This window comes from Niveispirillum fermenti, from assembly GCF_052474395.1.
In genome coordinates, this window is the sequence record NZ_CP156678.1 from 1,000,126 (window position 1) to 1,024,305 (window position 24,180).

General features: G+C 63.9%; 19 protein-coding genes. 5 read left to right on the top strand and 14 right to left on the bottom strand.

The genetic code is table 11. From position 1 onward, the window contains the following. Window positions 1-6: 6 nt before the first annotated feature. Window positions 7-1,164, top strand: coding sequence for an alpha/beta hydrolase family protein (locus ABC728_RS03830; protein ID WP_416621932.1), 1,158 nt, complete (start codon window positions 7-9; stop codon window positions 1,162-1,164). Between the two features lie 243 nt (window positions 1,165-1,407). Here ABC728_RS03830 and ABC728_RS03835 read toward each other — a convergent pair whose 3' ends face one another. Genes ABC728_RS03835 through ABC728_RS03855 form a run of 5 tightly spaced genes read right to left on the bottom strand, consistent with a single transcriptional unit; the run spans window position 1,408 to window position 5,612 of the window. Beyond that, on the bottom strand, window positions 1,408-2,154 hold the full coding sequence (locus ABC728_RS03835) for an SDR family oxidoreductase (RefSeq protein ID WP_416621933.1): 747 nt from the start codon (window positions 2,152-2,154) through the stop codon (window positions 1,408-1,410). Between the two features lie 15 nt (window positions 2,155-2,169). Beyond that, the gene (locus ABC728_RS03840) at window positions 2,170-3,093 is read right to left on the bottom strand and encodes a VOC family protein (RefSeq protein ID WP_416621934.1); all 924 of its coding nucleotides are present in this window, start codon (window positions 3,091-3,093) and stop codon (window positions 2,170-2,172) included. Between the two features lie 53 nt (window positions 3,094-3,146). Continuing rightward, the gene (wrbA, locus tag ABC728_RS03845; protein ID WP_416621935.1) at window positions 3,147-3,746 is read right to left on the bottom strand and encodes an NAD(P)H:quinone oxidoreductase; all 600 of its coding nucleotides are present in this window, start codon (window positions 3,744-3,746) and stop codon (window positions 3,147-3,149) included. Window positions 3,747-3,756: 10 nt separating this feature from the next. Then, the gene (locus tag ABC728_RS03850) at window positions 3,757-4,731 is read right to left on the bottom strand and encodes a 3-carboxyethylcatechol 2,3-dioxygenase (protein ID WP_416621936.1); all 975 of its coding nucleotides are present in this window, start codon (window positions 4,729-4,731) and stop codon (window positions 3,757-3,759) included. Window positions 4,732-4,745: 14 nt separating this feature from the next. Next, window positions 4,746-5,612, bottom strand: a complete 867-nt coding sequence (locus tag ABC728_RS03855; protein WP_416621937.1) for an alpha/beta fold hydrolase — start codon at window positions 5,610-5,612, stop codon at window positions 4,746-4,748. A 391-nt stretch (window positions 5,613-6,003) separates the two neighbouring features. On the opposite strand from ABC728_RS03855, the gene ABC728_RS03860 reads away from it, so the two are divergent. The 3 genes from ABC728_RS03860 (at window position 6,004) to ABC728_RS03870 (ending at window position 11,043) form a co-directional block, all read left to right on the top strand. Next, a complete protein-coding gene (locus tag ABC728_RS03860; RefSeq protein WP_416621938.1) occupies window positions 6,004-6,651 on the top strand; it encodes a GntR family transcriptional regulator in 648 nt (215 codons plus the stop codon). A gap of 180 nt (window positions 6,652-6,831) precedes the next feature. Then, window positions 6,832-8,649, top strand: coding sequence for a flavin-containing monooxygenase (locus ABC728_RS03865; RefSeq protein ID WP_416621939.1), 1,818 nt, complete (start codon window positions 6,832-6,834; stop codon window positions 8,647-8,649). Between the two features lie 162 nt (window positions 8,650-8,811). Next, complete coding sequence (locus tag ABC728_RS03870; protein ID WP_416621940.1) at window positions 8,812-11,043, top strand: TonB-dependent receptor; 2,232 nt, start codon at window positions 8,812-8,814, stop codon at window positions 11,041-11,043. Between the two features lie 334 nt (window positions 11,044-11,377). Here the strand turns inward: ABC728_RS03870 and ABC728_RS03875 are convergent, their stop codons facing one another. The 8 genes from ABC728_RS03875 to ectA form a co-directional block, all read right to left on the bottom strand. Continuing rightward, window positions 11,378-12,313 carry an IS110 family transposase gene (locus ABC728_RS03875; protein ID WP_445376268.1) on the bottom strand — a complete coding sequence of 312 codons (936 nt, stop codon included), beginning with the start codon at window positions 12,311-12,313 and terminating at the stop codon, window positions 11,378-11,380. Window positions 12,314-12,596: 283 nt separating this feature from the next. Then, window positions 12,597-13,271: a GntR family transcriptional regulator gene (locus ABC728_RS03880; protein ID WP_416622014.1), complete on the bottom strand. Its 675-nt coding sequence runs from the start codon at window positions 13,269-13,271 to the stop codon at window positions 12,597-12,599. A gap of 100 nt (window positions 13,272-13,371) precedes the next feature. Continuing rightward, entirely contained in the window at window positions 13,372-14,658 is a 1,287-nt protein-coding gene (locus ABC728_RS03885) for an MFS transporter (RefSeq protein ID WP_416622015.1), read from the bottom strand. 186 nt (window positions 14,659-14,844) lie between these two features. Beyond that, entirely contained in the window at window positions 14,845-16,338 is a 1,494-nt protein-coding gene (locus tag ABC728_RS03890) for an aspartate kinase (protein ID WP_445376327.1), read from the bottom strand. A gap of 2 nt (window positions 16,339-16,340) precedes the next feature. Further along, entirely contained in the window at window positions 16,341-17,258 is a 918-nt protein-coding gene (gene thpD, locus ABC728_RS03895; protein ID WP_416622017.1) for an ectoine hydroxylase, read from the bottom strand. Between the two features lie 49 nt (window positions 17,259-17,307). Next, complete coding sequence (locus tag ABC728_RS03900) at window positions 17,308-17,697, bottom strand: ectoine synthase (protein WP_416622018.1); 390 nt, start codon at window positions 17,695-17,697, stop codon at window positions 17,308-17,310. Between the two features lie 158 nt (window positions 17,698-17,855). Continuing rightward, window positions 17,856-19,166 carry a diaminobutyrate--2-oxoglutarate transaminase gene (gene ectB / locus ABC728_RS03905; RefSeq protein WP_416622019.1) on the bottom strand — a complete coding sequence of 437 codons (1,311 nt, stop codon included), beginning with the start codon at window positions 19,164-19,166 and terminating at the stop codon, window positions 17,856-17,858. 29 nt (window positions 19,167-19,195) lie between these two features. After that, a complete protein-coding gene (ectA, locus tag ABC728_RS03910) occupies window positions 19,196-19,753 on the bottom strand; it encodes a diaminobutyrate acetyltransferase (RefSeq protein ID WP_416622020.1) in 558 nt (185 codons plus the stop codon). A gap of 261 nt (window positions 19,754-20,014) precedes the next feature. On the opposite strand from ectA, the gene ABC728_RS03915 reads away from it, so the two are divergent. After that, on the top strand, window positions 20,015-20,500 hold the full coding sequence (locus tag ABC728_RS03915; RefSeq protein WP_416622021.1) for a MarR family winged helix-turn-helix transcriptional regulator: 486 nt from the start codon (window positions 20,015-20,017) through the stop codon (window positions 20,498-20,500). Between the two features lie 144 nt (window positions 20,501-20,644). On the opposite strand, the gene ABC728_RS03920 is transcribed toward ABC728_RS03915, so the two are convergent. Then, window positions 20,645-24,022 (bottom strand): TonB-dependent receptor, encoded by a 3,378-nt coding sequence (locus ABC728_RS03920; RefSeq protein ID WP_445376269.1) that lies wholly within the window; start codon window positions 24,020-24,022, stop codon window positions 20,645-20,647. Window positions 24,023-24,180: the final 158 nt, after the last annotated feature.

A 24,180-nucleotide genomic window follows, 5' to 3' on the forward strand; every position in this document is an offset into this window, starting at 1 on the left:
CCCGTCATGTACGAGCCGTTTCCCGGTAACTATGTCTGGAACCTGTCGGTCAATATCTGCATCGCCATGGGCGGCGCCATGGGGGAAATGGACCAGGCCAACGCCCAGGTCCGCGCCATCGCCGCTGAGGGAGAGGACAAGGGTACCGAAGCCTTCTTCGAAAGCTGGGGCGCCATGGCCGACCGCGTATACGCCCTGGGGGAGGAGGCTGAAAAGGCTGGCCATCCCTTGTCGGCGGCCGAGAAATATTGCCGCGCCACGGCCTATTACATGACGGCCGAACGCATGCAGAGCCGGCATTACGCCCCGCGCCAGGCCATGTACCGCCGCATGCTGGACACGATGGGGCGGGCGATCTCCGTCGGCGGCCTGAATTGCCAGCGGGTGGACATCCCCTATGGCGACAGCAGCTTTCCCGCCCTGTTCGTGCCGGGCCAGGGGGAGGGGCCGCGCCCCTGCATGGTGTTCTGCAATGGGCTGGATAGCGTGAAGGAGATGATCTACCTGTCCGTCCGCGACAGTTTCGCGGTGCGCGGCATCTCCGTCCTGATGGTCGACCAACCCGGCGTGGGGGAGGCACTGCGCCTGAACGGGCTGCCCGCCATCGTGGAGGCCGAGCGCTGGGCCGGGGCCGCCGTGGATTATCTGGAGACGCGCGCGGATGTGGATGCCAGCCGCATCGGCATGATAGGCTGGTCGTTGGGCGGCTATTACGCGCCGCGTGCCGCCTGCTATGAAAAGCGGTTCAAGCTGTGCGTGGCCTGGGGCGCCAACCATGATTGGGGTGAATTGCAGCGCCGCCGCATGGCGCGGGAGGGCGACCGGCCCGTGCCCCATTACTGGGACCATGTCATGTGGGTCTGGGGCAAGGACAGCCTGGATGAATTCATGGAGTTCGTGCCGCGTGTGACGTTGCGCGGGCATATCGCGAACATGACGGTCCCTTTCCTGATCACCCACGGCGCCGGGGACCGGCAGATCCCGGCCGAATATGCCCATCAAAGCCATGATGAGGCAGTCAACAGCCCCCGGTGCGAGCTGAAATTCTTCACCGACCGCGAGGGCGGGGTGGAACATGTCAGCGCCGACAACATGGAACCGGTGCGCAGCTATATCGCCGACTGGGTGGCCGACCGCTTCGCCGGGATGGCGCCGGGGTCATGAACAGAACCGGGTTCGCAGGGACAAGACGGCCAGCCGCCCGACAGCTCCGTCAGGGCACTGCCGCAAGACCCCCTCGGACCGGTTCCGGCATGATCCGTCGATCAGGCGACGCTGAGCCGGATTTCTCCAACAGAAGGGCATGCCCCTTCACGGCCATTCGCGCGGCACCCCGAAGTTACAAAAAAGGCGTCCGCCCCCGGGGGAGGCGGACGCCGCAGTCGGGGTGGGATTGCCCCCCGCCCGTCAGAAATTTCCAGGATAGAGGCCGCCATCCATCTGGATGTTCTGACCGTTGATGTAGCCGGCATAGCGACCGCACAGGAAGGCGCACATGGCGCCCATTTCCTCAGGATCGCCGACACGGCCGGCCACATTGTTCTTTGTCAGATGTTGCGTGATCGCCTTGGATTGCCGCAGCCGGTTGGTGTCGAACGGGCCCGGCAGCAGGTTGTTGATGGTCACCCCCTTGCCCGACACGGTCGGCACCAGCCCCAGCACGAAGCCCGTCAAAGCCGACCGTGCGGCATTCGACAGGCCGATCACGGGGATGGGGACGCGGACGGCGGACGAGGTGATGTTGACGATGCGGCCGAAACCACGCTCCCCCATTCCATCGACCGTCATGCGGATCAGTTCCACCGCGGTCAGCAGGTTGGCATCCAGCGCCCTGATCCAGGCATCGCGGTCCCAATCGCGGAAATCGCCGGGTGGCGGTCCGCCATTATTGTTGACCAGGATGTCCACCTGCGGCGACGCCGCGACCAGGGCGGCCCGCACGGCCGGCTCTGTGACGTCGCCCGCCACGGGGGTGACGGTCACATCGGGCGCCTCACGCCTGATGTCGGCGGCCGTGGCCAGCAGCGTTTCCTGCGACCGGCCATTGATGACGACATTGGCGCCCTCACGTGCCAGCGCCATGGCACAGGCCCGGCCCAGCCCCTGGCTGGCGGCACAGATGATGGCATTCCTGCCCTTCAGTCCCAAATCCATGATGTGGCCCCTTCCTCAATCGATTTCGTAATTGCGGCCGAAATCGGGGGGCGGCGGGCCATCGGCGGACCAGATGAACATGCCGTCCTTCTTGGTCCAGTCGATGGCCTCCCAATCGCACTGCGCCGGGATATGGTCCATGTCATAATAATATTCGCACATGCCGTTCCACGGATCGCGGAAATAGTGGAAATAGTTGGACCCGATGGCATGGCGCCCCGGCCCCCAGGCATGCTTGTAACCCTTGGCGAACAGCTTGCCGGCCGCCAGTTCCGCCTCGTCGATGGATGCCATCTCGAAGCTGGCATGGTGGAAGCCGGGGGCAGGGGAGTTCAGAAAGCCGATGACATGATGGTCGCTGTCGCCGGACAGGCGCAGGAAGGCGCCATATTCGTCCTGCAACGTGTCCGACACTTTCATGCCCAGCACCTCGCGATAGAAATTCATCTTCCGCGGGACATTGGGCGTGAACAGGATCAGATGGCCCAGCCGCCGCGGGTTGGTGGGCAGGGCGCGGGTGGGACAGCCGCGCACGCCCGAACGCGGGGTCAGGCCGGGGCTGTTGACCAGGATCGCCGGTTCCGGGGTCTGGGGGGCCGCTTCGGCCACTTGCACATTCACCAGATGCCCGTCGGGATCGTGAAACCACAGCCCGTCCGGTGCGCCGGCAAACGGGCGGGGCAGCAACGCGCCGCCACGGGCCTTCAACCGGTTGGCAACCGCGTCGAGCCCGGCCGCATCAGCCCCGAAGGAGATATGGTGGAACCGGCGGGACTTGCCGGTTTCCACCAGCACGATCTGGTCCTGGTCACGCCCCTTGCAGCGGAAGGCCAGATGGTCGGCGCGGTTCTCGACCGACAGACCGAAGGTTTCATAGAAATCGGCGCCCGGCGCCAGGTCCGGCACACCCAGGGCCATATATTGCAGCGACCTGATCATCTCGTTCTGTCCTCCCGTTCTTCTTGTTGTTCCGGCACCATCTTCCATTGGCATCAGGCACTGAGCCGGCCTGCCAGCCGGGCAACCGTCTCCCCCTGGTGGCGGGCCCCTTCCAGCTCGTTTTCCGAGGGAAGGCGCTCGCCCTTCATGCCGCTGACGGTGCTGGCGCCGTAAGGCGAGCCGCCCGTCACCTCATCGATGCGCATCTGGCCCTGGAACGAATAGGGCAGGCCGCACACCACCATGCCATGATGCAGCAGATTGGTGATCATGGAGAAGAGCGTCGTCTCCTGCCCACCATGCTGGGTTGCGGCGGAGGTGAAGGCGGCACCGATCTTGCCGCGCAGGGCGCCCTGATACCAGAGCGGCCCCGTCCGGTCCCAGAAGGCGGCCATCTGGCTGGCGATACGGCCGAAACGGGTGGGGGAACCGACGATGATGGCATCGTAATCGCCCAGTTCTTCCACCGTGGCGACGGGCGCCTTCTGGTCCAGCTTGAAATGGGCGGCCTTGGCCACATCCTCCGGTGCCGTTTCGGGAACGCGCTTGACCACGGCGTCGGCACCGGCCCTGCGCGCGCCCTCCGCAATGGCATCGGCCAGGATTTCCATATGGCCATAGGCGGAATAGTAAAGAACGAGAACCTTGGTCATTGCTTGATCCTTAAGCTTGATGTCCGCTCGGGCGCCGGGCCGCGGCGATGCCCATGCCGGCGTTCCATTGCGGGATGTCGCGGTAGAAGATGTCCTGATGGGTGAAGGGGCCCAGCGCCGCCATGGCCGCATAGGCCGCGACCCAGTTGCGCACCTCGTGCCCGCCGCAGCCGGCCAGTTGCGTCAGTTCCCCTTCCGCCAGTGCGGTGATGCTGTCGAAATCCAGCGCCGCCATCTGCGCCATGAAGGAACGGTCCCAGGCGGCATTCAGCGGTGTGGCATGGCCTTCGCCCCGTGCCAGCTTGCGGGCGGTCTCGTAATTGGCCTGCTCGCGGGCGCGGCGCGCCTCCATCGGCGGGTTGCGGCCGGCGATCAGCATTTCCGCCACCGGCGGCGGGGCCGTGGCAATGGTGGGGATCGGCGGGTCGTGCGACAGTCCGCCCGATCCCAGGATCAGCACCCGCTTGTTCAGGCCCGCCAGCCAGCGGCCGACCCCGTCGCCCAGCCGCCGCACCTGTCTGAAGGAAGGCAGGGGTGTGCCGGCGCAATTGATGTGGATGGGCAGCACGGGATAGCGGCCCACGCTGCCCGTCAGCAGCACCAGCAATTGCGCGAAGCCATGGTCAAGCTGCGCACGATAGGACAGGGCGGCATCGACATCGGCGGCATAAAGGTTCCGCACACAATCCAGCGCCAGTTCCTCGGGAATGTCGAACCGGTCGCCCGGCACCCCGATATCATAATCGCCGATGGCGGTGGCGCGGATGCCGACGGTGAAGGGCGGCATCATGTCATAGAAGAAGCCCTTGAAATGGTCGGGCGCGAACTCGACGATCAGTTCCGGATCAAACACCGCGACCTGTTCGGCCAGGCGGGCGAAATGCTGCCGGACCTCGGCATCCACCAGCGGATCGGCATCCACATGGTCCATGAGAGGCGTGTGCGAGGCGCAGATCATGCGCGCTTCGGCAAATGGCGATGGCATGGTTGTTCCCCGTTTCAGGCGGCCGGCGCATGTTCGGCCAGGAACGCCAGATGCAGGCGGTTGAACTCATCCGCCTTTTCCCACTGCGGCCAGTGGGCGCAATCATCCATGATCACCAGCCGCGCGTCGGGAATGGCCCGGGCGAAACGCTCGCCTGTCGCGACGGGTGCGGTGGGATCATGGTCGGTCCAGATGACCAGGGTCGGCGCCGTCACGCCCGCCAGGCTTTCATCCGTCAGCACGTTGCGCATGCGGATATCCATGTTCTGCAAGCACAAGATATGTTCCATGGCGCGCAGGAAGCCGGGCTGGGTGTAGATGGCCAGGCGCAATTCCACCAGATCGTCGGTCACGCGCTCCGGCTTGTGCATAAGCCATTCCAGCCGGGCGCGCACGGTGGCGGGGCTGGCTTCCGCCACGGCCTTCATGGTGACGTTGTAGACGCGGGTCATCACGGCCGGATCGGTGTTCAGGCCACCGGCTGTGTTCAGCGTCAGCGTCGCCACACGGTCGGGATGATCGATGGCAAACTGTGCCGCAATCCAGCCGCCCAGCGATTCCCCATGCACATGGATGCGCGCCAGCCCCAGCGCGTCGCAGAAATCCAGCAGATGCTGCACATAGTGCCGGATCTCGTAATCATGGTCGGGCTTGTCGGAATAGCCATGGCCGATCATGTCCAGCGCGATGGTCCGGTAATGTTCGGCATGGGGCAGCAGGTTGCGCGTGAACGCCTCCAGATGCCCGCCCGTGCCGGGGATGAAGACCACCGCCTCGTCAGCGCCGGTATCCCCCGCCTCCACATAGCGCGTGCGGATCGGTCCCGCCTGGACATAGCCCAGGCGGATGGCGCCACGGGCAATCTCGGGCCAAAGATGCATGTTGTGCCTCCCCCTCTTTCCATATTTGTTACACGCTAGCATGTAAGTTTTGAGCGCGCTTGTCACGCGCGTTTTTCAGCCTCGGTCGAAAAGGCATTTCTCGCGAGAGACATCATTGAATCTCCATTATATTTATCAATATGATAGAGAGAATTTGTGTCGCTGGTGCCGGATGCGGGGCAAAGGGTTGGCATCACGGCTATCGGGTCTGACGCCCCTATCCCGCCTGCCAGGCGCACAGGGCCAGGGCTTCCTCGCGCCATGGCGCGAGGAATGGAAGAGCAAATCGTAACCGAATCTGGCTTTTCCGTCAGGCAGCCATTTCAATGTTGCATCCTAGCACTCTGGCTTGATACGGATTTAAGGAGGCGCCTGTTGAGGGGATTTGATCGTGAACAAGAAGGACGAAGTCTATGAACTGCTGGTCGGCCGGCTGGTCGGGGCAGATTACAGGTTCGGCCAGAAACTGTCGGTGAAGGAAGTTGCCGCAGACACGGGCGCCAGCCGTCAGCCGATCATGGCCGCGCTGAACCGCCTGTCGGCGGAAGGATTCGTGCGGATCATTCCCCAGGTGGGGTGCGAGGTGATCAGCCCGGATCACAATCAGATCGCGGATTTCTACCTGATGTTCGAGCGGATGGAGGGGTTGCTGGCCGAACTGGCGGCAGCCCGCCGGACGGAAGCGCAGTTGAAGGAACTGCGTGGCATCCAGGCCCGCATCGGTGCCATCGACTTTGCGCAGCCGGAGGCGGCCCAGGCCTATCTGGAACTGAACCGGGCCTTTCACCAGTTGATCCACGACATGGCACAGTCCCCCTTCGTGGACGAGCGGCAGAGCAGCAATTTCAACATGTCGGATTTCTTCATCAACCAGGCCATCGGCTTTTCCGCCTTCATGGGCGGTGCCGCGCAGGAGCATGAGGAAATCATCGAGGCCATCGCATCGAAATCGCCTTCACGCGCCCGCACCTTGTCGGAAAGCCACATTGCCGGCGTGGCATCGGCCGTGGCGGCAGGCCTGCGATCGAAAGGGCGATAACCATTCGTTTTGTGAACTGACATGCTTGCATGCCAGTTTGTGATGTGCGACATTAACTCCACGGGGACCGGTAGGGGGATGCAAGACCACCGGCGCCGCGTAACGAAGGGTCGGGGCAACCGGTCCTGATACGGAAAGCCGGCCGATGGCAGAGGCGGACCGGCACGGGGAGTGCGCCACATGCAAGATCATCCTTTCCAGGGGCCGGCCTATGATGCCGATGCCCTGCGGGCCAAGTATCGAGCCGAACGGGACAAGCGCCTGCGCCGCGACGGGGCAGGCCAGTATCTCGACGCAACCGGTGAATTCAACCATTTCACCGACGACCCCTATGTCGCTCCCGGCTTCACCCGCGACGCGGTGACCGAGGATGTGGACGTGCTGGTGGTCGGCGGCGGCTTCGGTGGCCTGCTGACGGCGGCCAAGCTGTGCGACCGGGGCATCCGTTCCTTTCGCATCGTGGAACAGGCGGGGGATTTCGGTGGCACCTGGTACTGGAACCGCTATCCCGGCGTCCGCTGCGATATCGAGGCCTATATCTATATGCCGCTGCTGGAAGAGGTGGGAACCGTTCCGACGGAGAAGTACGCCACGGGCGCGGAGATTTTCGCCCATGCACAGGCCGTCGGCCGGCATTATGGCCTTTACGACCATGCCCTGTTCCAGACCAAGGTGGAGCGCCTGGAATGGGACGAGGCGGCAGCCCGCTGGACCGTGACGACCGACCGCGGCGACCGCATCCGTGCCCGTTTCGTGTCCGTCAGCCAGGGCCCGCTGGCCAAGGTGAAGCTGCCGGGCATTCCGGGCATCAGAAGCTTCAAGGGCCGGATTTTCCATTCCAGCCGCTGGGATTACGATTATACCGGCGGCGATGCGTCGGGCGGACAGGTCAAGCTGGCCGACAAGCGCGTGGCCATCATCGGCACGGGCGCCACGGCGGTGCAGATCGTGCCGCGCCTGGCCGAGCATGCCATGCAATTGCTGGTGTTCCAGCGCACGCCCTCGGCCATCGAAGTGCGCAACAACAGGCCGACCGATGCGGCCTGGCTTCAAGCCCAGCCCAAGGGCTGGCAGCGGCGCCGGATGGAAAATTTCCTGTCCATCCTGAACGGCCGGCCGCAGGCGGAAAATCTGGTGGGCGATCATTGGACCGACCTTTGGGAGCGCATGGGCGCCCTGATGGCGCAGGGCCAGGGCAGGCTGTCCCCGCCGCAGGCCATGCAACAGGCCGATTTCGAGAAGATGGAGCAGATCCGCGCCCGTGTGACCGCCACCCTTGGCGAGGGTGAGACCGCGGAGGCGCTGAAGCCCTGGTACAATTTCCTGTGCAAGCGGCCCTTGTTCAGTGACGATTACCTGCCGGCCTTCCAGCGGCCCAATGTCACCCTGGTGGATACCGGCGGGCGCGGGGTGGAGGCGATGACCCCGACCGGGGTCTGCGTCGATGGCCGCGAATATCCCGTCGATTGCGTGATCTTCGCCACCGGTTTCGATGTCGGCGCACCGGCACACAAGGTTGGCGGCTATCAGGTGGTGGGACGTGGGGGACGGTCCATCCAGGACAAATGGCAGGGCGGCCTGCGCTGCCTGCACGGCACGATGTTCAGCGGTTTCCCCAATTTCCATGTGGTGGGCGGTGCGGAACAGGGTACCACGGCCTTCAACTTCACCCATACGCTGGACATCCAGGCCACCCATGCCGCCGAGATCATTCATTACGGCCTGCGCAACGGCGTCGCCGCCCTGGAACCGACGCCGGAGGCCGAGGAGCGCTGGCTGGAACAGGTGGAGGCCAAACATGTCGACCATGAGCATTTCTATGAGGAATGCACACCCGGCTTCCTGAACAACGAGGGTGCCTTCAAGGACCGGCCGACCTATGTCGGCGGCACCTATGGCGGCGGCCCGCTGGAATATGAGGCCGTCATCACCGGCTGGCGGGCGGAGCGGCTGGCTGTGGACATGGATATCCGTCCCCTGGGCCGCACCGCGCCGTAACCGCAGGGCAGGGACCCGCCCACCCGGGGCGGGTCCCGGAAGGCCTGACGCCCGCGACAGGCGGCGAGCGCCTGCGGGCATGATCCCGAAATGAAGAACAGACCCCTGCAATCGGGGGCGCTGCCGTACCGACAATAATCAAAATTGGGGAGGAGGAAGTCGATGGCCCATCAAGGAATGAGGGGTGCTGTCTGCGCGTTGGCCCTGCTGATGCCAACACTGGTCCAGGCACAGGAAACGCAGGTCGCCCAGGCCGGCGACGTGCTGGATGAGATCATCGTCACCGCCACCAAGGCGGGCGAGACGACCATGCAGCGGACGCCACTGGCCATCAGCGCCTTTTCAGCCGACAAGCTGGACAGTTCGCTGGTCCTGAACGTCAAGGATCTGGTGGCCGTCACACCCAACCTGTCGGTGGCGCAGGTGACGGCCAGCGCCGTCATCTATATGCGCGGCATCGGCAGTTCCAACGTTTTCGGCGGTTCCGACCCCAGCGTGACGACGCAGATCGACGGGGTCTATATCGCCCGCGCCTTCGGCCAGTTTCAGGATTTCGTGGATATCCAGCGCGTGGAGGTGCTGCGCGGGCCCCAGGGCACGCTTTACGGCCGCAACGCCGTTGGCGGCACCATCAACATCATTTCCAAGAAGCCGTCGGACAAGGCCACGGGCAAGCTGCAACTGACCGTCGGCGATTATGAGCGCCGGCAGGCGCAATTCTATGTCAGCGGCCCGCTGGTGGAGGAGAAGCTGCAGGCCAGCCTGTCCGGAACCTATATCCGCCATGACGATTACATCGACAATATCGTTGCCACTGGCCAGCCCGGCACCAACAATGCCAACCGTGGCGGCCTGCGCGGACAGGTACGTTTCCTGCCGGCCGACAATGTCGAGATGATCACCCGTTTCGATTACAGCCGCAGCGACGAACGGTTCGACAGCTACAGCCACCTGCTGGTGCCCTTCCGGCCCGGTGGCGCCAACCCCACGCCGCTGGCATCCGGCATCGTGGGTGATTATTCCAAGGTGGCGCTCGATTCACCGCAGACCAACGACACCAAGCTGTGGGGCGTGGCGCAGGAGGTGAACATCGACCTGACGGACGCATTGGCGGTGAAGTCGCTGACCGCGTTCCGCAAGAGCCGGTACAACCTGTTCGTGGACAGCGATGGTACCGAATTGCTGGCCCAGACCAGCAACCAGAATGAATGGTCCCGGCAATTCAGCCAGGAACTGAACCTGACAGGCAATTTTGACCGCTTCAATGGTGTGTTGGGCCTGTTCTATTTTCATGACAAGACCAGCACGCTGCTGCAATCTACCAACTATGCCAGCCCCGTCCTGCCACCGGCCAACGCCTTCTATATCCGCACCGAGCCGGACAGCTTCACCACCTCCTTCGCGGCCTTCGCGCAGGGGACCTACAAGCTGACCGATGATCTGGGCTTTACGGCCGGCCTGCGCTTCACCCAGGATACCAAGCGGATCGAACAGAATTTCGACCGCGTGTCGCTGGCCACCGGTTCATCGACCCCCGGTTTTCCCTTTGTCTATGAGCTGAAGCGCAAGTTCGATGCCGTGACCCCGAAATTCGGCCTGGATTACCAGGTGACGAGCGACATCATGCTCTACGCATCGGCCACACGCGGGTTCAAAAGCGGCGGCACCAGCATCTTCGCCAACAACGCCACCGATCTGTCCTTCGCGCCTGAAACCATCTGGGCCTATGAAGGGGGTATCAAGAGCGATCTCCTGGACCGGCGGCTGCGCTTCAACACCAGCCTGTTCCATTATGATTACAAGGATTTGCAGGTACAGTCGCTGATTGCGCCCGGCGTGGTCGCCATCCGCAACGCCGCCAATGCCCGCGTGCGCGGCGTGGAATTCGAGTTGACGGCGCGGCCCGTCAGCGGCCTGGAACTGGGCGGCAACCTGTCATTCCTGGACACCAAGTACCGGGCCTTCCCAACCTCCAGCGTGCCCAACCAGCTCGTGAATTTCGTGGCGACGGACCCGCGCTTCAACGCGGCCAGCCGCACCTTCGACGCAACCGGCAACCGCCTGAATGCCGCCCCGAAAAGCTCGCTGTCCACCTATGGCCAGTATAATTTCGACGTGGGGCCGGGCACGGCCTTCATCCGCGGTGAATATTTCCGGCAGAGCAAGGTTTATTACGATGCCTCCAACGCCGATATCTTTTCCCAGAAAGCCTATGACCTGATCAACGCCTCGGTCGGCTGGAACAGTGACGAGGGCGGCTGGGGTGTCCAGGTCGTCGGCAAGAACCTGGCCGATGAACAGTACCTGATCACTGTCGCCGCCAACGGGTTGGTTCCCGCCGGTCTGGCCGGTGCCCCCCGCACCTTCGTGTTGCAGGTCTCCAAAAGCTGGTAATCTCCGACTTGGGCCCGCCGCGGGAACGCCCCTTTCCGCGGCGGGTGATTTTTGACAGAAACAGGCAATCGAACAGGCGCCAGACCAGATGCATGTGCTTGTCATCGGCGGGCGCAGCGGCCCTGGCCGCGGGGTCGCCGAATATCTGCATGCACAAGGGGCCTTGGTTTTGCCGTCGTCTCCCGCCGGTCCCGGCCCTGGACGGCCTTTTCCGTGACCATCGGCCTCCTGTCCTGAGGGCTGATACCAGATCCCGGTGAGAGCAACTCACCGGGATCTGGTACGGCGGCGACGGCCGCCGCGCCGCACATGCGGCGTAGCCAAGCAACTGTTTTCATGCGGCGTAAGTTCTCTGATCGCGGATGATGGCATTGGCGAGGACGACGATCTTTCGCATGATGGCAACGAGGGCAACCTTTGGCTTCTTTCCAGCGGCGATGAGTTTTTTATAGAAGGCGGCCAAGGGTGGATTTCGCCGACTGGCGACGACGGCAGCCATGTAAAGGACGGTTCGGACAACGGGCCTTCCACCGTAGATGCTGCGCGGGCCATCGCGTTTGCCGCTCTGGTTATCCATCGGGGCAACGCCGGCCAGGGCGGCGACCTGATGTCGTGTCAGTGTGCCCAACTCCGGCATATGGGCCAGCAGGGTGGCCGCCAGCACCGGCCCGACAGCAGGAATGGACTGGAGCAGGTTGTCGTTGACCTTCAAGGTTTTGGATGCCGCGATCTGCTCGGCAATGCGCTTGTCGAGGCGCAGGATCAGCAGGGCGATGGCATCCAGGCGCCGCTTGGCCAAGCGGCGCAGTTCCGGATCCGCCAGGGTCTGGGCCTGGTTCCTGACCATGGTCTGCTCGTCGAGCAACTGGCGCCGGTAGGTGGCCAGTTCCGCCAGGACCTCCCGTTCCGGATCGGGTTGGTAGGCGGCTCCGGGGATCGCCTGGGCATAGGCGGCGATCATCCGGGCATCCAGCCGGTCATTCTTGGCCCAGCGTCCATGCGCCCTGGCAAAATGCCGGACCTTGCGAGGATCGACGAGGCGGACGGGAATGCCGGCTTTCGATAAAGCCTCCATGACCGGCCGCTCATAGCCACCACTGGCTTCCAGGACGACCTGCACGGCGCGCTTGCCACACCGTCGCCGAAGGAGACTGTAACCAGCCTCGGCATTCTCGACTTGGAAAGCCTCTCCTGTCTCGGCATCCAACCCGTCCAGACGGGCCTTGCTGACGTCCAGGGCGATGATAAAGTCCTGTTGTGCCATCTTCATACTCCCTGCCTTGCACGTACGGGGCTGCAACCCCAAGCAACTGTTCGGGTCAATGAAGGGGCCGACCGGAGAACCATGCTTGGCTACGGTGTATGATCTACCTTTCCACGGAGCGGTCTTCCGGACGGATCGCCGGCCGGGGCATGCCCCGGCCGGCGATCACACATCTTACTGACATTTCGAAAACACAAGCCAACGGATGTGGGCGCCGGCGCCTGAGGCCGGTGATCGGTTGCGATCACCGGAAGTTGGTATTATCGGCTTCCCGGGCGGGATCGGCCGGTCATTCGGCGGCGGCCCGTGACGGTTCGGGCTGGCGGGCGCCGCCCATCTCGATCGCATGCCAGGCGGCGGCGATATGGCTGCGCATGACGGAACCGGCCCAGGCGCCGTCACGCACCTCGAACGCCGCCACAATCTCCATATGATGGCGCAGGCTGCGATGCAGCGCCTCCGTGCTGTAACGGTGGAAGGTGCGCAGCACCAGCGGCAGTTCGATCACCTGGGTCATCATCAGGGCCAGGCGCTGGGTCCCCGCCGCCTGGGTGATCAGGCGGTGGAACTCGCCATTGGCCTCGGCGATGCGGGACAGGGCGTCGGGCGTTGCCAGTCCGCCCAGTTCCAGCATCTCCTCTGCCAGGATGCGCAGCCTTGCAACCTGCGCCGGCGTGGCGCGTTCGGCGGCGCGTTCGGCGGCGTATCCCTCCAGCATCGACCGCAGATCGAAAATCTCCCGGATCTCCGCCATGGACCAGTCAGCCACGAAGGCACCATGGTTGCGCAGGAAGCGCACCGCCCCTTCGGCGTTCAGCCGGCGCAATGCCTCGCGGACGGGCGTGCGGCTGACACCGGTCAGGTCGGCCAGTTCCCCTTCCTTCAGGTGCGTGCCCGGCGGGAAACGACCCGCATGGATGGCATCCCGGATGGCCATATAGGCCTTGTCGACTGCATTGCTCATCGGCGCTTCCTGGTCGATGCCGACCGTTCAACTTCTCCTCATGCGCTGACTTCTACCCCAGACACGCATCCCGGCACCACCACTCCCTTCAAGGCCGCCATCAGGGTCCGGGGGAGGGGACATTCTCCACCGGGCCGGCGGCATCCGTGTCCGCAGCCGGGTCCGGTATTTCCTGAACCTCCAGCACGCTGGCCGCCACCGGGGTGGTGCGGGGCAGGATCTGATAGGGCATCTGCTGTTCGGATGGCACAGGGGCGGACAGGCGTGCCCGGCGCAAGGCGAACCCCAGCGTGGCTGCGGCCACCAGTCCGATCAACGCGAACAATCCCCAGGGGCCGACCAGCCCCATGGCTGCCGCCCCGCTGACCGGACCCGCCACGGCCCCGGCGGAATAGACCATGACCAGCCCGCCCGTGGCGCCCACCCGGTTTTCCGATGAAAGCCGGTCATTGGCATGGGCCACGAACAGCGGGTAAAGGGCGAAGGCCACGCCGCCGAACAGCGCGATGGCCGGCAGGAGCAAGGCGGGAAGGGCCAGTGCCGCCAGAATGATGACAAGGGCCAGGATGCCCGCCGCCGCCAGTGAGCCGATGATCACCTGCCGGCGGTCGAAACGGTCCGACATCAGGCCCAGCGGCCATTGCAGGACGACACCGCCGAGGATGGCGGCCGTCATGAACCAGGACGTGCCGGTCAGGTCCAGGCCGATGCCGGCCGCGAACAGCCCGCCCAGCGCATAGAAGGCGCCCAGCATGATGCCCGTGGTCAGCGCCCCGACAACGCCCAGGGGCGATGCCTCGTACAGCGGACGCAGGCCCATGGCCCCGCCCTCGGGCAGGCTGGGGGGTGGCATGCGGGTCAGCACCACGGGCAGAACGGCCAGCGACATCAGGATCGACGCCGCCGCCAGGGGCAGCAGCGCGGCCTGATCGCCCAGGGTCAGCAGGGGCTGACCCGCCGCCTGACCGACATAGAGTGCAATCATGTAGAAGGCCAGGACCCCGCCGCGTCCTTCCGATGGGGCACGCTCGTTCAGCCAGCTTTCCAGGCAGACGAAGATTCCGGCCATGCACAGCCCGTCCAGCAGCCGCAGAACAGCCCAGAACACCGTGTCCTGGTAGAGCGCATAGGCCAGCAGGGTGGCGGAAAAGGTGGAGACGAAGGCGGCGAAGGCGCGGATATGCCCCACGCGGCGGATGATCCGGAAGACCAGCAGCGAACCCAGGCCCAGCCCGATGAAATAGGCCGTGCCCATCCAGCCGATGGTGACAGGGCCCGCCCCCGCATCGCGCAGACGCAGCGCCAGCAACGTGGCCAGGAACCCGCTGCCGGCCATGGCCAGGAAAATGGCGGCCAGCAGCGCGCGGACGGAACGCAACGCCATCATCGTGCCACCTTGAATCTCGCCATCAACGCCATGCCATCCTTTCCAACCACTCCGCCACCGGCCATCGCCATCCGGCAGCCCACGGATGTGGGCGCCGGCGATTGAGGCCGGTGATCGGTTGCGATCACCGGGACTGGGTATAAGCCTTCAAAGCGGGCGCTGGTCATCAAGATGGGCAGCATCCCGTCAGGCGGCAATGGCCGGGGCGGGCATGGGGGTGCTGTCGGCGGTGCCGATCAGCCGGTCATGCAGAGCCTTCACGGCCCGGTCGAAATCATCCCTGGCCAGAATGAACTGCACATCCACATTGCGGATCTGGTGCTGAACGCCCATCACCGAGATGCCGGCCTGTGCCAGAGCCCCCAGCGCGTCGGCCAGCAGGCCGGGCCGGTTCAGGTCGCTGCCGATCACCGATACGACGGAAACAGCATGCGTGGCGATACCAGCCGTGGGGAAACGCTTTTCCAGATCCTCCACCACACGCCGCACCGCGGTGCCGCTGGCGCGCAAATAATGCGTGATGGTGTTGGCATTGCTGGACTTGGCGATGATCCAGGCGCGGTGGCGGGTCAACGCCTCCAGAATGCCGGCGTCATAGCCCTTTTCCCCGACCATGTCCTGCTCGAAGAACTCCAGCGCGGTGCCGTTGCGCAGGCCCGTGACGATCTCCACGCGCGGCCGGTCGGACACATAGTCGCCACGGATCAGCGTGCCGTCGTCGGCCGGGTCGAAGGTGTTCTTCACGCGCAGCCAGATCCCCGCCTGACGCAGCCCGCGCCCGGCCCGGGGGTGGATGGCCTCCATGCCCAGATTGGCAAGCTGGTCCGCCACGTCATAGTTGGTGAGGCCGATCTTGCGGGCATTGGCCTCGCCCACCTGCTTGGGGTCGGCGCTGGACAGGTGGAATTCCTTGTGGATGATGGCCTCCGCCGCGCCGGTTAGCACGGCCGCACGGGAGAAGGTCATTTCCGAATAGCCGCGGTCGTAACGGCCGACCATGCCTTCCTTGCACTGGGCATAGCCCGTGACGATGGGCAGGGAGGTCGACAGATCGATCCCGGCCAGCCCGTCGCGGATGCGCGTGTCCAGGTCTGGCTGGGCCGTGTCGCGCCAGCCCGTCAGGTCGACGAAGCAGCCATTGATCCCCTTGTCGCGCAACAACAGGGCCGTGTTGTGCGCACTGTGCGCCTCGCCCAGCCCGGCCAGCATCTCACGCACGGCGGCCAGGGGTTCGGCCAGACGGAAATGCCCGTGGCTGCGCAGCCGGTGCAGATCGTCCAGGCACTGGCGCACGCCCTCCACCCGCTCCGCGACGAAGGCATCGGCCTGATGGCGGCTGGGGCCGGGAGTGAAGATGGTGGCGTTGCGTTCCAGCATGGCTGATTTCAGCCGTTCCAGCGCCCCCCCCCATTCGTCACCCGTGCCATCGTTGATGAAGGTGGCGTAGACGCCGGGCTCGCCCGTCTTCTTGTGTTCGAGCAACAGGTTCGTGATGCCGGCATAGGCGGATACGACGAAGATGCGGCGATAGAGGGCATCGCCGCTGCGGCCGCCGATCAGCACATTGCGCAAGACGGTGTCGGTGGCAGTGATGGAGGTGCCGCCGATCTTCTCAACCGTGTGGTTGGCCATGGTGGCCATCACAGGGGAGGGGTCCGTCAGCTCCGCTTTCATATCCATGCTCATGCCGCCCTCCGCTTCAGGGGACCGGCCATGGGCCGGACGGGCTCGATATCCTTCCGGGCCGCGATGAAATCCGGCCGGGGCGTCGCCGGGCCGAACGGCTTCTCCAGCCGGTTCGACAGGGCGTTGTAGACCAGGAAGGCGTTGGCCCGGGGGAAGGGCGTGATGTTGCCGTTCGAACCATGCATGATGTTGCAGTCGAAGATGACGACCGTGCCCGGCTCGCCCGTGGGCGCCACGATGCCGTGACGGTTGGCGAGATCGGCCAGGCTGTCCTCGTCCGGCACGCCATATTCCTGCTTCTTCAGGGACGATTTGTAATGGTCGTCGGGCGTTTCACCGACACAGGTCAGATACTCTTTGTGCGATCCGGGGATCAGCATCAGGGGACCATTGTGCGGCGTGTTCCGCGCCAGCAGGATGGACATGGACAGGGCGCGCATGCGCGGCATCCCGTCCTCAACATGCCAGGTCTCGAAATCGGAATGCCAGTAGAACTCCTTGCCCTGGAAGCCGGGCTTGTAGTTCAGGCGGGACTGGTGGATGTAGACATCATCGGCCAGCAGGTAACGGGCCACCTCCGACAGCCGCGCATCGGCGGCAAGCCAGGCCAGCATCGCATTCTGGCGATGTATTTCGAAGATGGAGCGCACTTCCTTGCTGTTGCGCTCGGTGATCACCGTTTCCGGCTTCAGCCCGGCGGGATGGGCCAGCAGCGTGGCGGCCTCCGCCTGCAGGGCCGCGATCTCGGCGGCGTCGAACTGGTTTTCCAGCACCAGATAGCCGTTTTCATCGAAGAAACGGCTCTGCTCCTGCGTCAGCGGCGCCTGGGGCGTCCAGGTGCCATGGACGACGGGGTCCAGCCGCGGCAGCAGGCTGGCGCGGTCGGTCTGTCGGGAAGGATAATGGTCGATCATGAGATGGCCTCGTATCGGTTGTCCGGAGAAAGCGGTCGGGACGCTGGGGTCATGCCGCTTCTTCCGCCGGATAGGCGCCCGTTTCGTCATGCACCTCACGCCCCGTGACGGGCGGATTGAAGGTGCAGGCCATGATCATTTCCGTGCGTCCGCGCAGGATGTGCCGGTCGTTCAGGTTCAGGGCATACATGGTGCCGGGGCGGATCTCATGCACCTGGCCGGTGGCCAGATCCTCGATGCTGCCCTCGCCGCTGATGCAGTAAACGCACTCCAGATGGTTCTTGTAGTGCATCAGCAACTCAGCGCCGGCATAGATGGTGGTGATGTGGAAGGAAAATCCCATGCCGTCATCCTTCAGCAGCAGCCGGGCGCTTTCCCAACCCTTGGAGACGACATTGCGTTCGCACGAACGTGCGTCGGCGAGATTGCGTACGATCATTTTTCTGGTTCCCTGGATAATTCCCTGAAGACGAATGGCCGGGAACGGCCGGCGGGGCACCGCATGCATGCAGCCATGCGGCTTCCCGACCGGTATAGGCGCGGGGGTCGCATCGATAACGCCTGCGACGGCCGGTCGTTCCCAGAAAATCCGTCCGATTACTCAGCGGCGGCCTGGAAGGCCGGCGCCATGGCCTGCTGCGTGCATTCGCGCAGGATGCGCATGCCCGTGGCCAGTTCCTGTTCGGTGATGGTCAGCGGCGCCAGCACCTTGACCACCTCGTCATGCGCGCCGCTGGTCTCGATGATCACACCGCGGGCAAAGGCGGCGGCGGTGATCTGGTCGGCGATCTCCCCGGAGCCGACATCAATACCCTGCATCATGCCGCGGCCCTTCAGCCGGACACGGTCGCCATAGGGGGCGGCGATTTCCCGCAGGCACTTGCCCAGGAATTCGCCCCGTGCCTTCACCTCCCGCTCGAAGGCACCATCGCGCCAGAAATGGCGCAGGGCCGCCGCGGCCGTGATGAAGGCATGGTTGTTGCCACGGAAGGTGCCGTTATGCTCGCCCGGCTTCCACTGGTCCAGTTCCGGCCGGAACAAGGTCAGGGCAAAGGGCAACCCCATGCCGGACAGCGATTTGGCCAGGGTCACGATATCCGGCTTGATGCCGGCTGCCTCGAAGGCAAAGAAATCACCCGTCCGGCCGCAGCCGGCCTGGATTTCGTCCAGGATCAGCAGCGCGCCATGGCGCTTGGCGATATCGGCGATGCGGCGCAGCCATGCCGGGGAGGCCACATTCAGCCCGCCCTCACCCTGGACCGGCTCCACCAGAATGGCCGCCGGCTTGTCCAGACCGCTGGATGGGTCGGACAGGCGCTGTTCCAGCAATTCTGCCGTATCGACGTCGGGGCCGAAATAGCCGTCGAACGGTTCATGGCTGACATGGGTCAGCGGCACACCGGCCCCGCCGCGCTTGCCGGCATTGCCCGTGCAGGCCAGCGCACCCAGCGTCATGCCGTGGAAGCCGTTGGTGAAGGCGATCACATGCTGGCGCCCCGTCACCTTACGGGCCAGCTTCAGGGCCGCCTCCACGGCGTTGGTGCCGGTCGGCCCCGTGAACATGGCGCGATAGGAAAGGCCGCGCGGGGCCAGGATCGTGCTTTCCAGTTCGGCCAGGAATTCCTCCTTGGCCTCGGTATGCAGGTCCAGGCTGTGGGTCACGCCGTCGCTGGCGATGTAATCCATCAGCGCCTGCTTCAGCACCGGGTGGTTATGACCGTAATTCAGGCTGGAACAGCCCGACAGAAGATCAAGATAGCGGCCACCCTGGGCATCTTCCATCCAGACACCTTGCGCCTTGGTGAACAGGCGCGGCATGGCGCGCGAATAGCTGCGCACGCGCGATTCCATGCGGTCGAAGGTGGAGACGTCGGGCAGGGTGGCCGTCGGTTTCGGCATCATAGTCATGATCTGTCTCTCGTTTTTGCGAGGCCGGCTCAGGCGGCGGCGCGGACGGAAGGGAGTGGTCCGATGGTGACCATATGTTCCGCCTCATGGGCGCCGTCGAAATGCCGGTCGCGTTCAAAATGGGCGTCATGGCGAAAGGCTGCGCCCTGGGATTTGGCAAAGCTGCGGAACAGGGCCCAGCTTGCCTCGTTGGAAGGCGTGATCGTCGTGGCCATGGTCTTGATATCAGCCAGGCCCGGACGGGCCAGAAGGTCGGAAAGCAACCGCCGGCCCAGCCCCAGGCCACGGGCGTCCGGATGTACCGCGACCTGCCAGACGAACAGGGTCGTCGGATCGGCCGGCAGCCGGTATCCGGAAATCCACCCCAGCAGGCGCCCATCCGCCTCGGCCAGGATGCTGCAATCCGCGAAATGGCTGGCCTGCAGAAGGTTGCAGTACAGCGAATTGGTGTCCAAGGGTGGACAGGCGGCGATCAGCCGATGGATGGCGGCCCCATCTTCGGTAAGCGGTTGACGCAAACGCAGGGCAGGGCCGGGACGGGAAGGCGTGGTGGCGTCATTTTCGGGCTGGTGTCCTGGCAAAGCCATTTTTCACCCCCTTGATATTTTATCATTCGAATCATCTGGCACAGACACATGCCTGTGTCGGAGCCGTGAAGGTGGGTAAGGCTTACGCAAAAACAAGGTCACGTCAACCTTTTGGGTCGACTTTTTGCTTCCAGAGCGGGTGGAAGCAGCTATGTCCGCCCGAAAAAGTCCTTCATCTATAAAAATATAATCAGCCTTGCATGGCGGGTTCGCAGCCGGTAAAGCCAGAATGTACAGACAGGCCCCGAAGTGATTCCCCCCATGTCAGATCCCCGAACGGAAGCCGCCCTGCGTGCCATCAGGCGTATCATGCGTGCCGCCGAAATGGCTGAAAGGCGGCTGGCCGCCGCCACGGGCCTGACGCCGTCGCAACTGCTTCTTCTGCAGGAAGTGGCGCGGCGGGGGGAGGCGACGCCCAGTGCGCTGGCCGCAGCCGTGCAGTTCAGCCAGGCCACCGTGACCAATCTGGTCGACCGGCTGGAAAGCCTGGGTCTGGCCGCCCGCCGCCGTGGCAGCCAGGACCGGCGCCAGGTATGGGTCGCCATCACGCCGCGGGGCCGGGACGTGCTGGCGGACGCGCCGGACATGCTGCAGAATCAGTTTTCAAACCGTTTCCGCAAATTGCCGGACTGGGAACAGGCGATGCTCATCGCCATGCTGGAACGGCTGAGCAGCCTGATGGATGCCGAGGATATCGACGCCGCCCCCCTGATCGACACGGGCGGCCCCATCGACCGGTTGCCGTGATATGGCCGGGCATAGCGACAGGGAAATTGAGGGCAAGAAAATGGCGCCGTCGCGGGAACGACGGCGCCCAAGTTGCTTGAGGAGACTTGATGAGGACCCATGCCCCCGGTGGCCGGGAAAGAACCCGGCCGCCCGCCGCATGTATTAGTAGGTGAAGCGCGCGACGGCCGTGATGCGGCGGTCGTTCATGTACCACCCGCGCGGCACCTTCACATTTTCGCCATCGGGGCCGGTAACCACGGCTGAGGTCTTCGTGACCTCGTTCAGCAGATTGGCCCCCTGGAGTCCGAATTTCAGATTGTCGTTGAAGCTGTAGAACAGCGAGGCATCCCACTGGCCTGTTGCTTCATTGACGATCGGATCATAGGGGAAGATCACGTCCCGGATGGTCAGCAGGAAATCCGACCGCCAGGAATAAGAAATGCGGGCCGAGATCGGTCCATATTCATAGAAGGGCGTGATGTTGAACGAGTGCTTGGACAGTCCCTGCAGCGGCAGCTTGGTCATGTCCACCGTCGTCACGCGCCCCGCCCCCACATCCGGGTCCGTTTCGGACAATGTGCTTTGCGGCACCCCCTTTGAATGGACATAGGTGTAGTTGGCCTGCAGGCCGAAACCACCCCAGATGCCCGGCAGGAAGTCGTAGGTCTGCTGATAGGCCAGTTCCAGTCCCTTGATCTTTCCGATCTCATCAGCATTGACGGGCGTGGTCACGACACTGTCGAACGTGGCGCCGTTATTGGTCAGCGAATAACGGCGGACATCATTCGTCAGCACCCCTTTCAGTTCCTTGTAGAACAGTGATGCCGTCAACTGACCGACATTGGCGAAGTACCATTCCGCCGTCAGGTCGTAATTGTCGGCCGTGGTCGGCCGCAGGAACGGGTTGCCGGCATTGAAGGTGCCCTGCAGGCGATAGCTGCCGGGAATGGCACTGCCGTCGCTGTTCACATTCTGGACCGTCTCCAGGTTGACGTTGAAATAGTTGCGGGTCAGGCCCGTGGCCGGCGGCGCCACCCCCTTGAAATAGGCGGCGCGGAACTGCAACTCGTCACTCACGGCCAGTTTGAGGTTCAGGTTCGGCAACCAGTGATCATAGTTGATCTTCACCCGCGAGGGGATCAGCGCGTTATTGGTATAATTACGGGCCTGTTGCCGCACCTCCGGACTGAAAGTGCAGAAGGCGGGCAGGGCGCCTTCACCCGTCTCTTCAATCTGCTGCTGCAATTCAAGGCAATTCTGGTCGGTCGGAAAAGCCGAACTGGGCGTGGGAAAAGCCAGGAAACCATCGGACGTGCGGTCGGTGGTGGTATAGCGCACCCCGACATTGCCGCTGAATTTCCATCCATTGCTCATATCGCCGTCGAACTTGGCCAGGATATAGCCGGCGTTGTTCTCCTCCCGGATGGGATTGATCTCGCCGGGCAGGAACGGCGTGCCCGCCACCACCCCGGCCCGGTCGGCCAGCGAATTCCAGCCACCATTGCGCACCACGCCATCCTCGCCCGTCACCGTCGGTTCCCATTCGCGGTTGATCGAGTTGGCGAAGGCGATGTAATCGGCATAGTTCTTGGCGGAATTGCCGGAGTAGAACAGCCGGCCCTGGCCCAGCAGCGGATCGGGGAACTTGCCGCGGAAGAAGTTCGGGTATTTGTAGGATTGATAAGCCGTGGCCGGCGTGCCGACGGCGTTGGTCTGCGGGTTGCCATCCAGCGGATCGTCCAGCCACACCGGGCCGTTATTGCCCCACTGCTCCGACAGACGACCCCAGTTGTAAGTGGAGAAGCGTGCCGTCTGCTGCCGGTCGGCATAGCGGTAACCCACCTGCACCGATTTCAGGAAATTGCTATCCTCGAACTTGTAGTCGGCATCGATACGGACAGCGTCGGAATTGCCGGTGCTATCCTCGATATGGTCCATCGCGGACCGGTAGAAGGTATTGTACGGGTCGGCAAAGCTGTTATGCCCCTCCCCGAAATAGGTCGGGCTGCCCGTGCTGCCGGGGACGCCGGAACAAGCCCAGTTGGCGGAGGGGCCGGAGCAGACCTGCGGCGGCTGGAACTCGACGCGCGGATATCCCTTGCCGCCATTCATGTCGATCAGGACATTCTGGTAGCTGGAGGTCCAAAGCCCGTTATCGATGATCCAGCTTGACGATTTCACATGCTGGTAATCGAAGTTGAGGCCCAGATTGTCGGTGACATCCCAGCGGAAATTCAGACCGTAATCGTTGGTGACTAGCTTTTCTTCATGATCGCGGCGGATATTGTTGCTCTGCAGCCCATATTCCGTGATGCGCGGCACCACGGGATTGCCCCAGGCATCCTCGGTCCGCTGATCGTCGCGCCAGCCGTTGGGCCCGGTGATGAGACCGCTTTCGAACATGCCGCTGCTGCTGAACTTCAATTCCGTGCCCGGCACACGACGGCTGTCGCCGTTGTTGGCCACGTTGTCGGTCGCGATTTCGACCGCATGTTCGGTCCAGGCCTGCCGCGCGTCGGAACGCAGGAAGGTGAACACCGCCTCCATCCTGTTGTCGGGGCTGCGCCATTGCGCGGCTCCGGCATAGCCATACCGGCGCCGGTCGAATTCCTGGCTGCCCACCACGGCACCGCGCGGGAACAGCACCTGATCTGTGATGGCGTTGGGCGCCTCCTCCGACCCGTTCTGGACGACGTCGCCATCGGAATAAAGGTTGCGGACGCGAAAGCTGGAGAGCTGGAACCGGTCGGCACGGGTCTTGAGCTGGGAGCCCACGAAACTGCCCAGCAGGCCGAACTCGCCGGCCCCCGTCTCCCAGCGGTCGGACAGCAGGATGGAGCCCGTCGGCGCCGCCTTCTTGACGAAGTCGCCATAGGAAGCCTCGGCCGAGGCCGCCATGACGGTGCCCTTGCTGTCGAAGGGCTTGCGTGTGCGCAGGTTGACGACGCCGGCGATGCCGCCTTCGATCCGGTCGGCGGTGGGCGATTTATAGACATCCACGCCGCCCATCAGTTCGGACGGCACGTCGGCGAAGCCCAACGCACGGCCGTTATTGGCGCTGAACGCCTCGCGGCCGTTGAATTCCGACCGGACATAGGTCAGGCCACGCACGACCACGCCCGAGCCTTCCACCGAGAAATGATCCGGATCGATGCCGGCGGCGAAACGATTGATCGTCACGCCGGGAATGCGCTGCAACGCTTCCGTCACGGACCGGTCCGGCAGGGCGCCGATATCCTCTGCCGTGACGCTGTCGACGATGCTTTCGGAATAGCGCTTCAGGTCCTGCGCGCTTTCCAGCGATCGGCGAAATCCGGTGACAATGATCTCTTCCAGCAATTCGGACTGGACAGCGCTGTCACCCGAGGCTTGCGCAACCAGGGTGTCGGGCGCATCCTGCCCGCTCGCGGATTGCTGGGCCTTTACGGGCAGAACAGCCGCAATGGCGCACAAGGCTGCAATGGATACCCCATCCCGCAGCGTCAGGCCGAAATCGGGCCGCCGCCGCTCCCCCGTCAGGGGGCGTACCACAACACCCATCCCCATTTCCTCCCACCATGTTAGCGCTAGCATTTTGTTGTTTGCGCCTTCTGTAGGTTAATTGGTAATTAAAGCCCCCATCAGCGTCAAGTCTCCAGATGTTAGGGCTAACAAAATTTTTCTCTATTCGTTTTGCATTGCAACAAAATCACGGCGCA

Excerpts from the sequence above, each read along its gene's own strand:
- ABC728_RS03830 (WP_416621932.1), top strand. The coding sequence starts at position 7 with ATGTACGAGCCGTTTCCCGGTAACTATGTCTGGAACCTGTCGGTCAAT.
- ABC728_RS03835 (WP_416621933.1), bottom strand. The coding sequence starts at position 2,154 with ATGGATTTGGGACTGAAGGGCAGGAATGCCATCATCTGTGCCGCCAGC.
- ABC728_RS03840 (WP_416621934.1), bottom strand. The coding sequence starts at position 3,093 with ATGATCAGGTCGCTGCAATATATGGCCCTGGGTGTGCCGGACCTGGCG.
- wrbA (WP_416621935.1), bottom strand. The coding sequence starts at position 3,746 with ATGACCAAGGTTCTCGTTCTTTACTATTCCGCCTATGGCCATATGGAA.
- ABC728_RS03850 (WP_416621936.1), bottom strand. The coding sequence starts at position 4,731 with ATGCCATCGCCATTTGCCGAAGCGCGCATGATCTGCGCCTCGCACACG.
- ABC728_RS03855 (WP_416621937.1), bottom strand. The coding sequence starts at position 5,612 with ATGCATCTTTGGCCCGAGATTGCCCGTGGCGCCATCCGCCTGGGCTAT.
- ABC728_RS03865 (WP_416621939.1), top strand. The coding sequence starts at position 6,832 with ATGCAAGATCATCCTTTCCAGGGGCCGGCCTATGATGCCGATGCCCTG.
- ABC728_RS03870 (WP_416621940.1), top strand. The coding sequence starts at position 8,812 with ATGGCCCATCAAGGAATGAGGGGTGCTGTCTGCGCGTTGGCCCTGCTG.
- ABC728_RS03875 (WP_445376268.1), bottom strand. The coding sequence starts at position 12,313 with ATGAAGATGGCACAACAGGACTTTATCATCGCCCTGGACGTCAGCAAG.
- ABC728_RS03880 (WP_416622014.1), bottom strand. The coding sequence starts at position 13,271 with ATGAGCAATGCAGTCGACAAGGCCTATATGGCCATCCGGGATGCCATC.
- ABC728_RS03885 (WP_416622015.1), bottom strand. The coding sequence starts at position 14,658 with ATGATGGCGTTGCGTTCCGTCCGCGCGCTGCTGGCCGCCATTTTCCTG.
- ABC728_RS03890 (WP_445376327.1), bottom strand. The coding sequence starts at position 16,338 with ATGGATATGAAAGCGGAGCTGACGGACCCCTCCCCTGTGATGGCCACC.
- thpD (WP_416622017.1), bottom strand. The coding sequence starts at position 17,258 with ATGATCGACCATTATCCTTCCCGACAGACCGACCGCGCCAGCCTGCTG.
- ABC728_RS03900 (WP_416622018.1), bottom strand. The coding sequence starts at position 17,697 with ATGATCGTACGCAATCTCGCCGACGCACGTTCGTGCGAACGCAATGTC.
- ectB (WP_416622019.1), bottom strand. The coding sequence starts at position 19,166 with ATGACTATGATGCCGAAACCGACGGCCACCCTGCCCGACGTCTCCACC.
- ectA (WP_416622020.1), bottom strand. The coding sequence starts at position 19,753 with ATGGCTTTGCCAGGACACCAGCCCGAAAATGACGCCACCACGCCTTCC.
- ABC728_RS03915 (WP_416622021.1), top strand. The coding sequence starts at position 20,015 with ATGTCAGATCCCCGAACGGAAGCCGCCCTGCGTGCCATCAGGCGTATC.
- ABC728_RS03920 (WP_445376269.1), bottom strand. The coding sequence starts at position 24,022 with ATGGGTGTTGTGGTACGCCCCCTGACGGGGGAGCGGCGGCGGCCCGAT.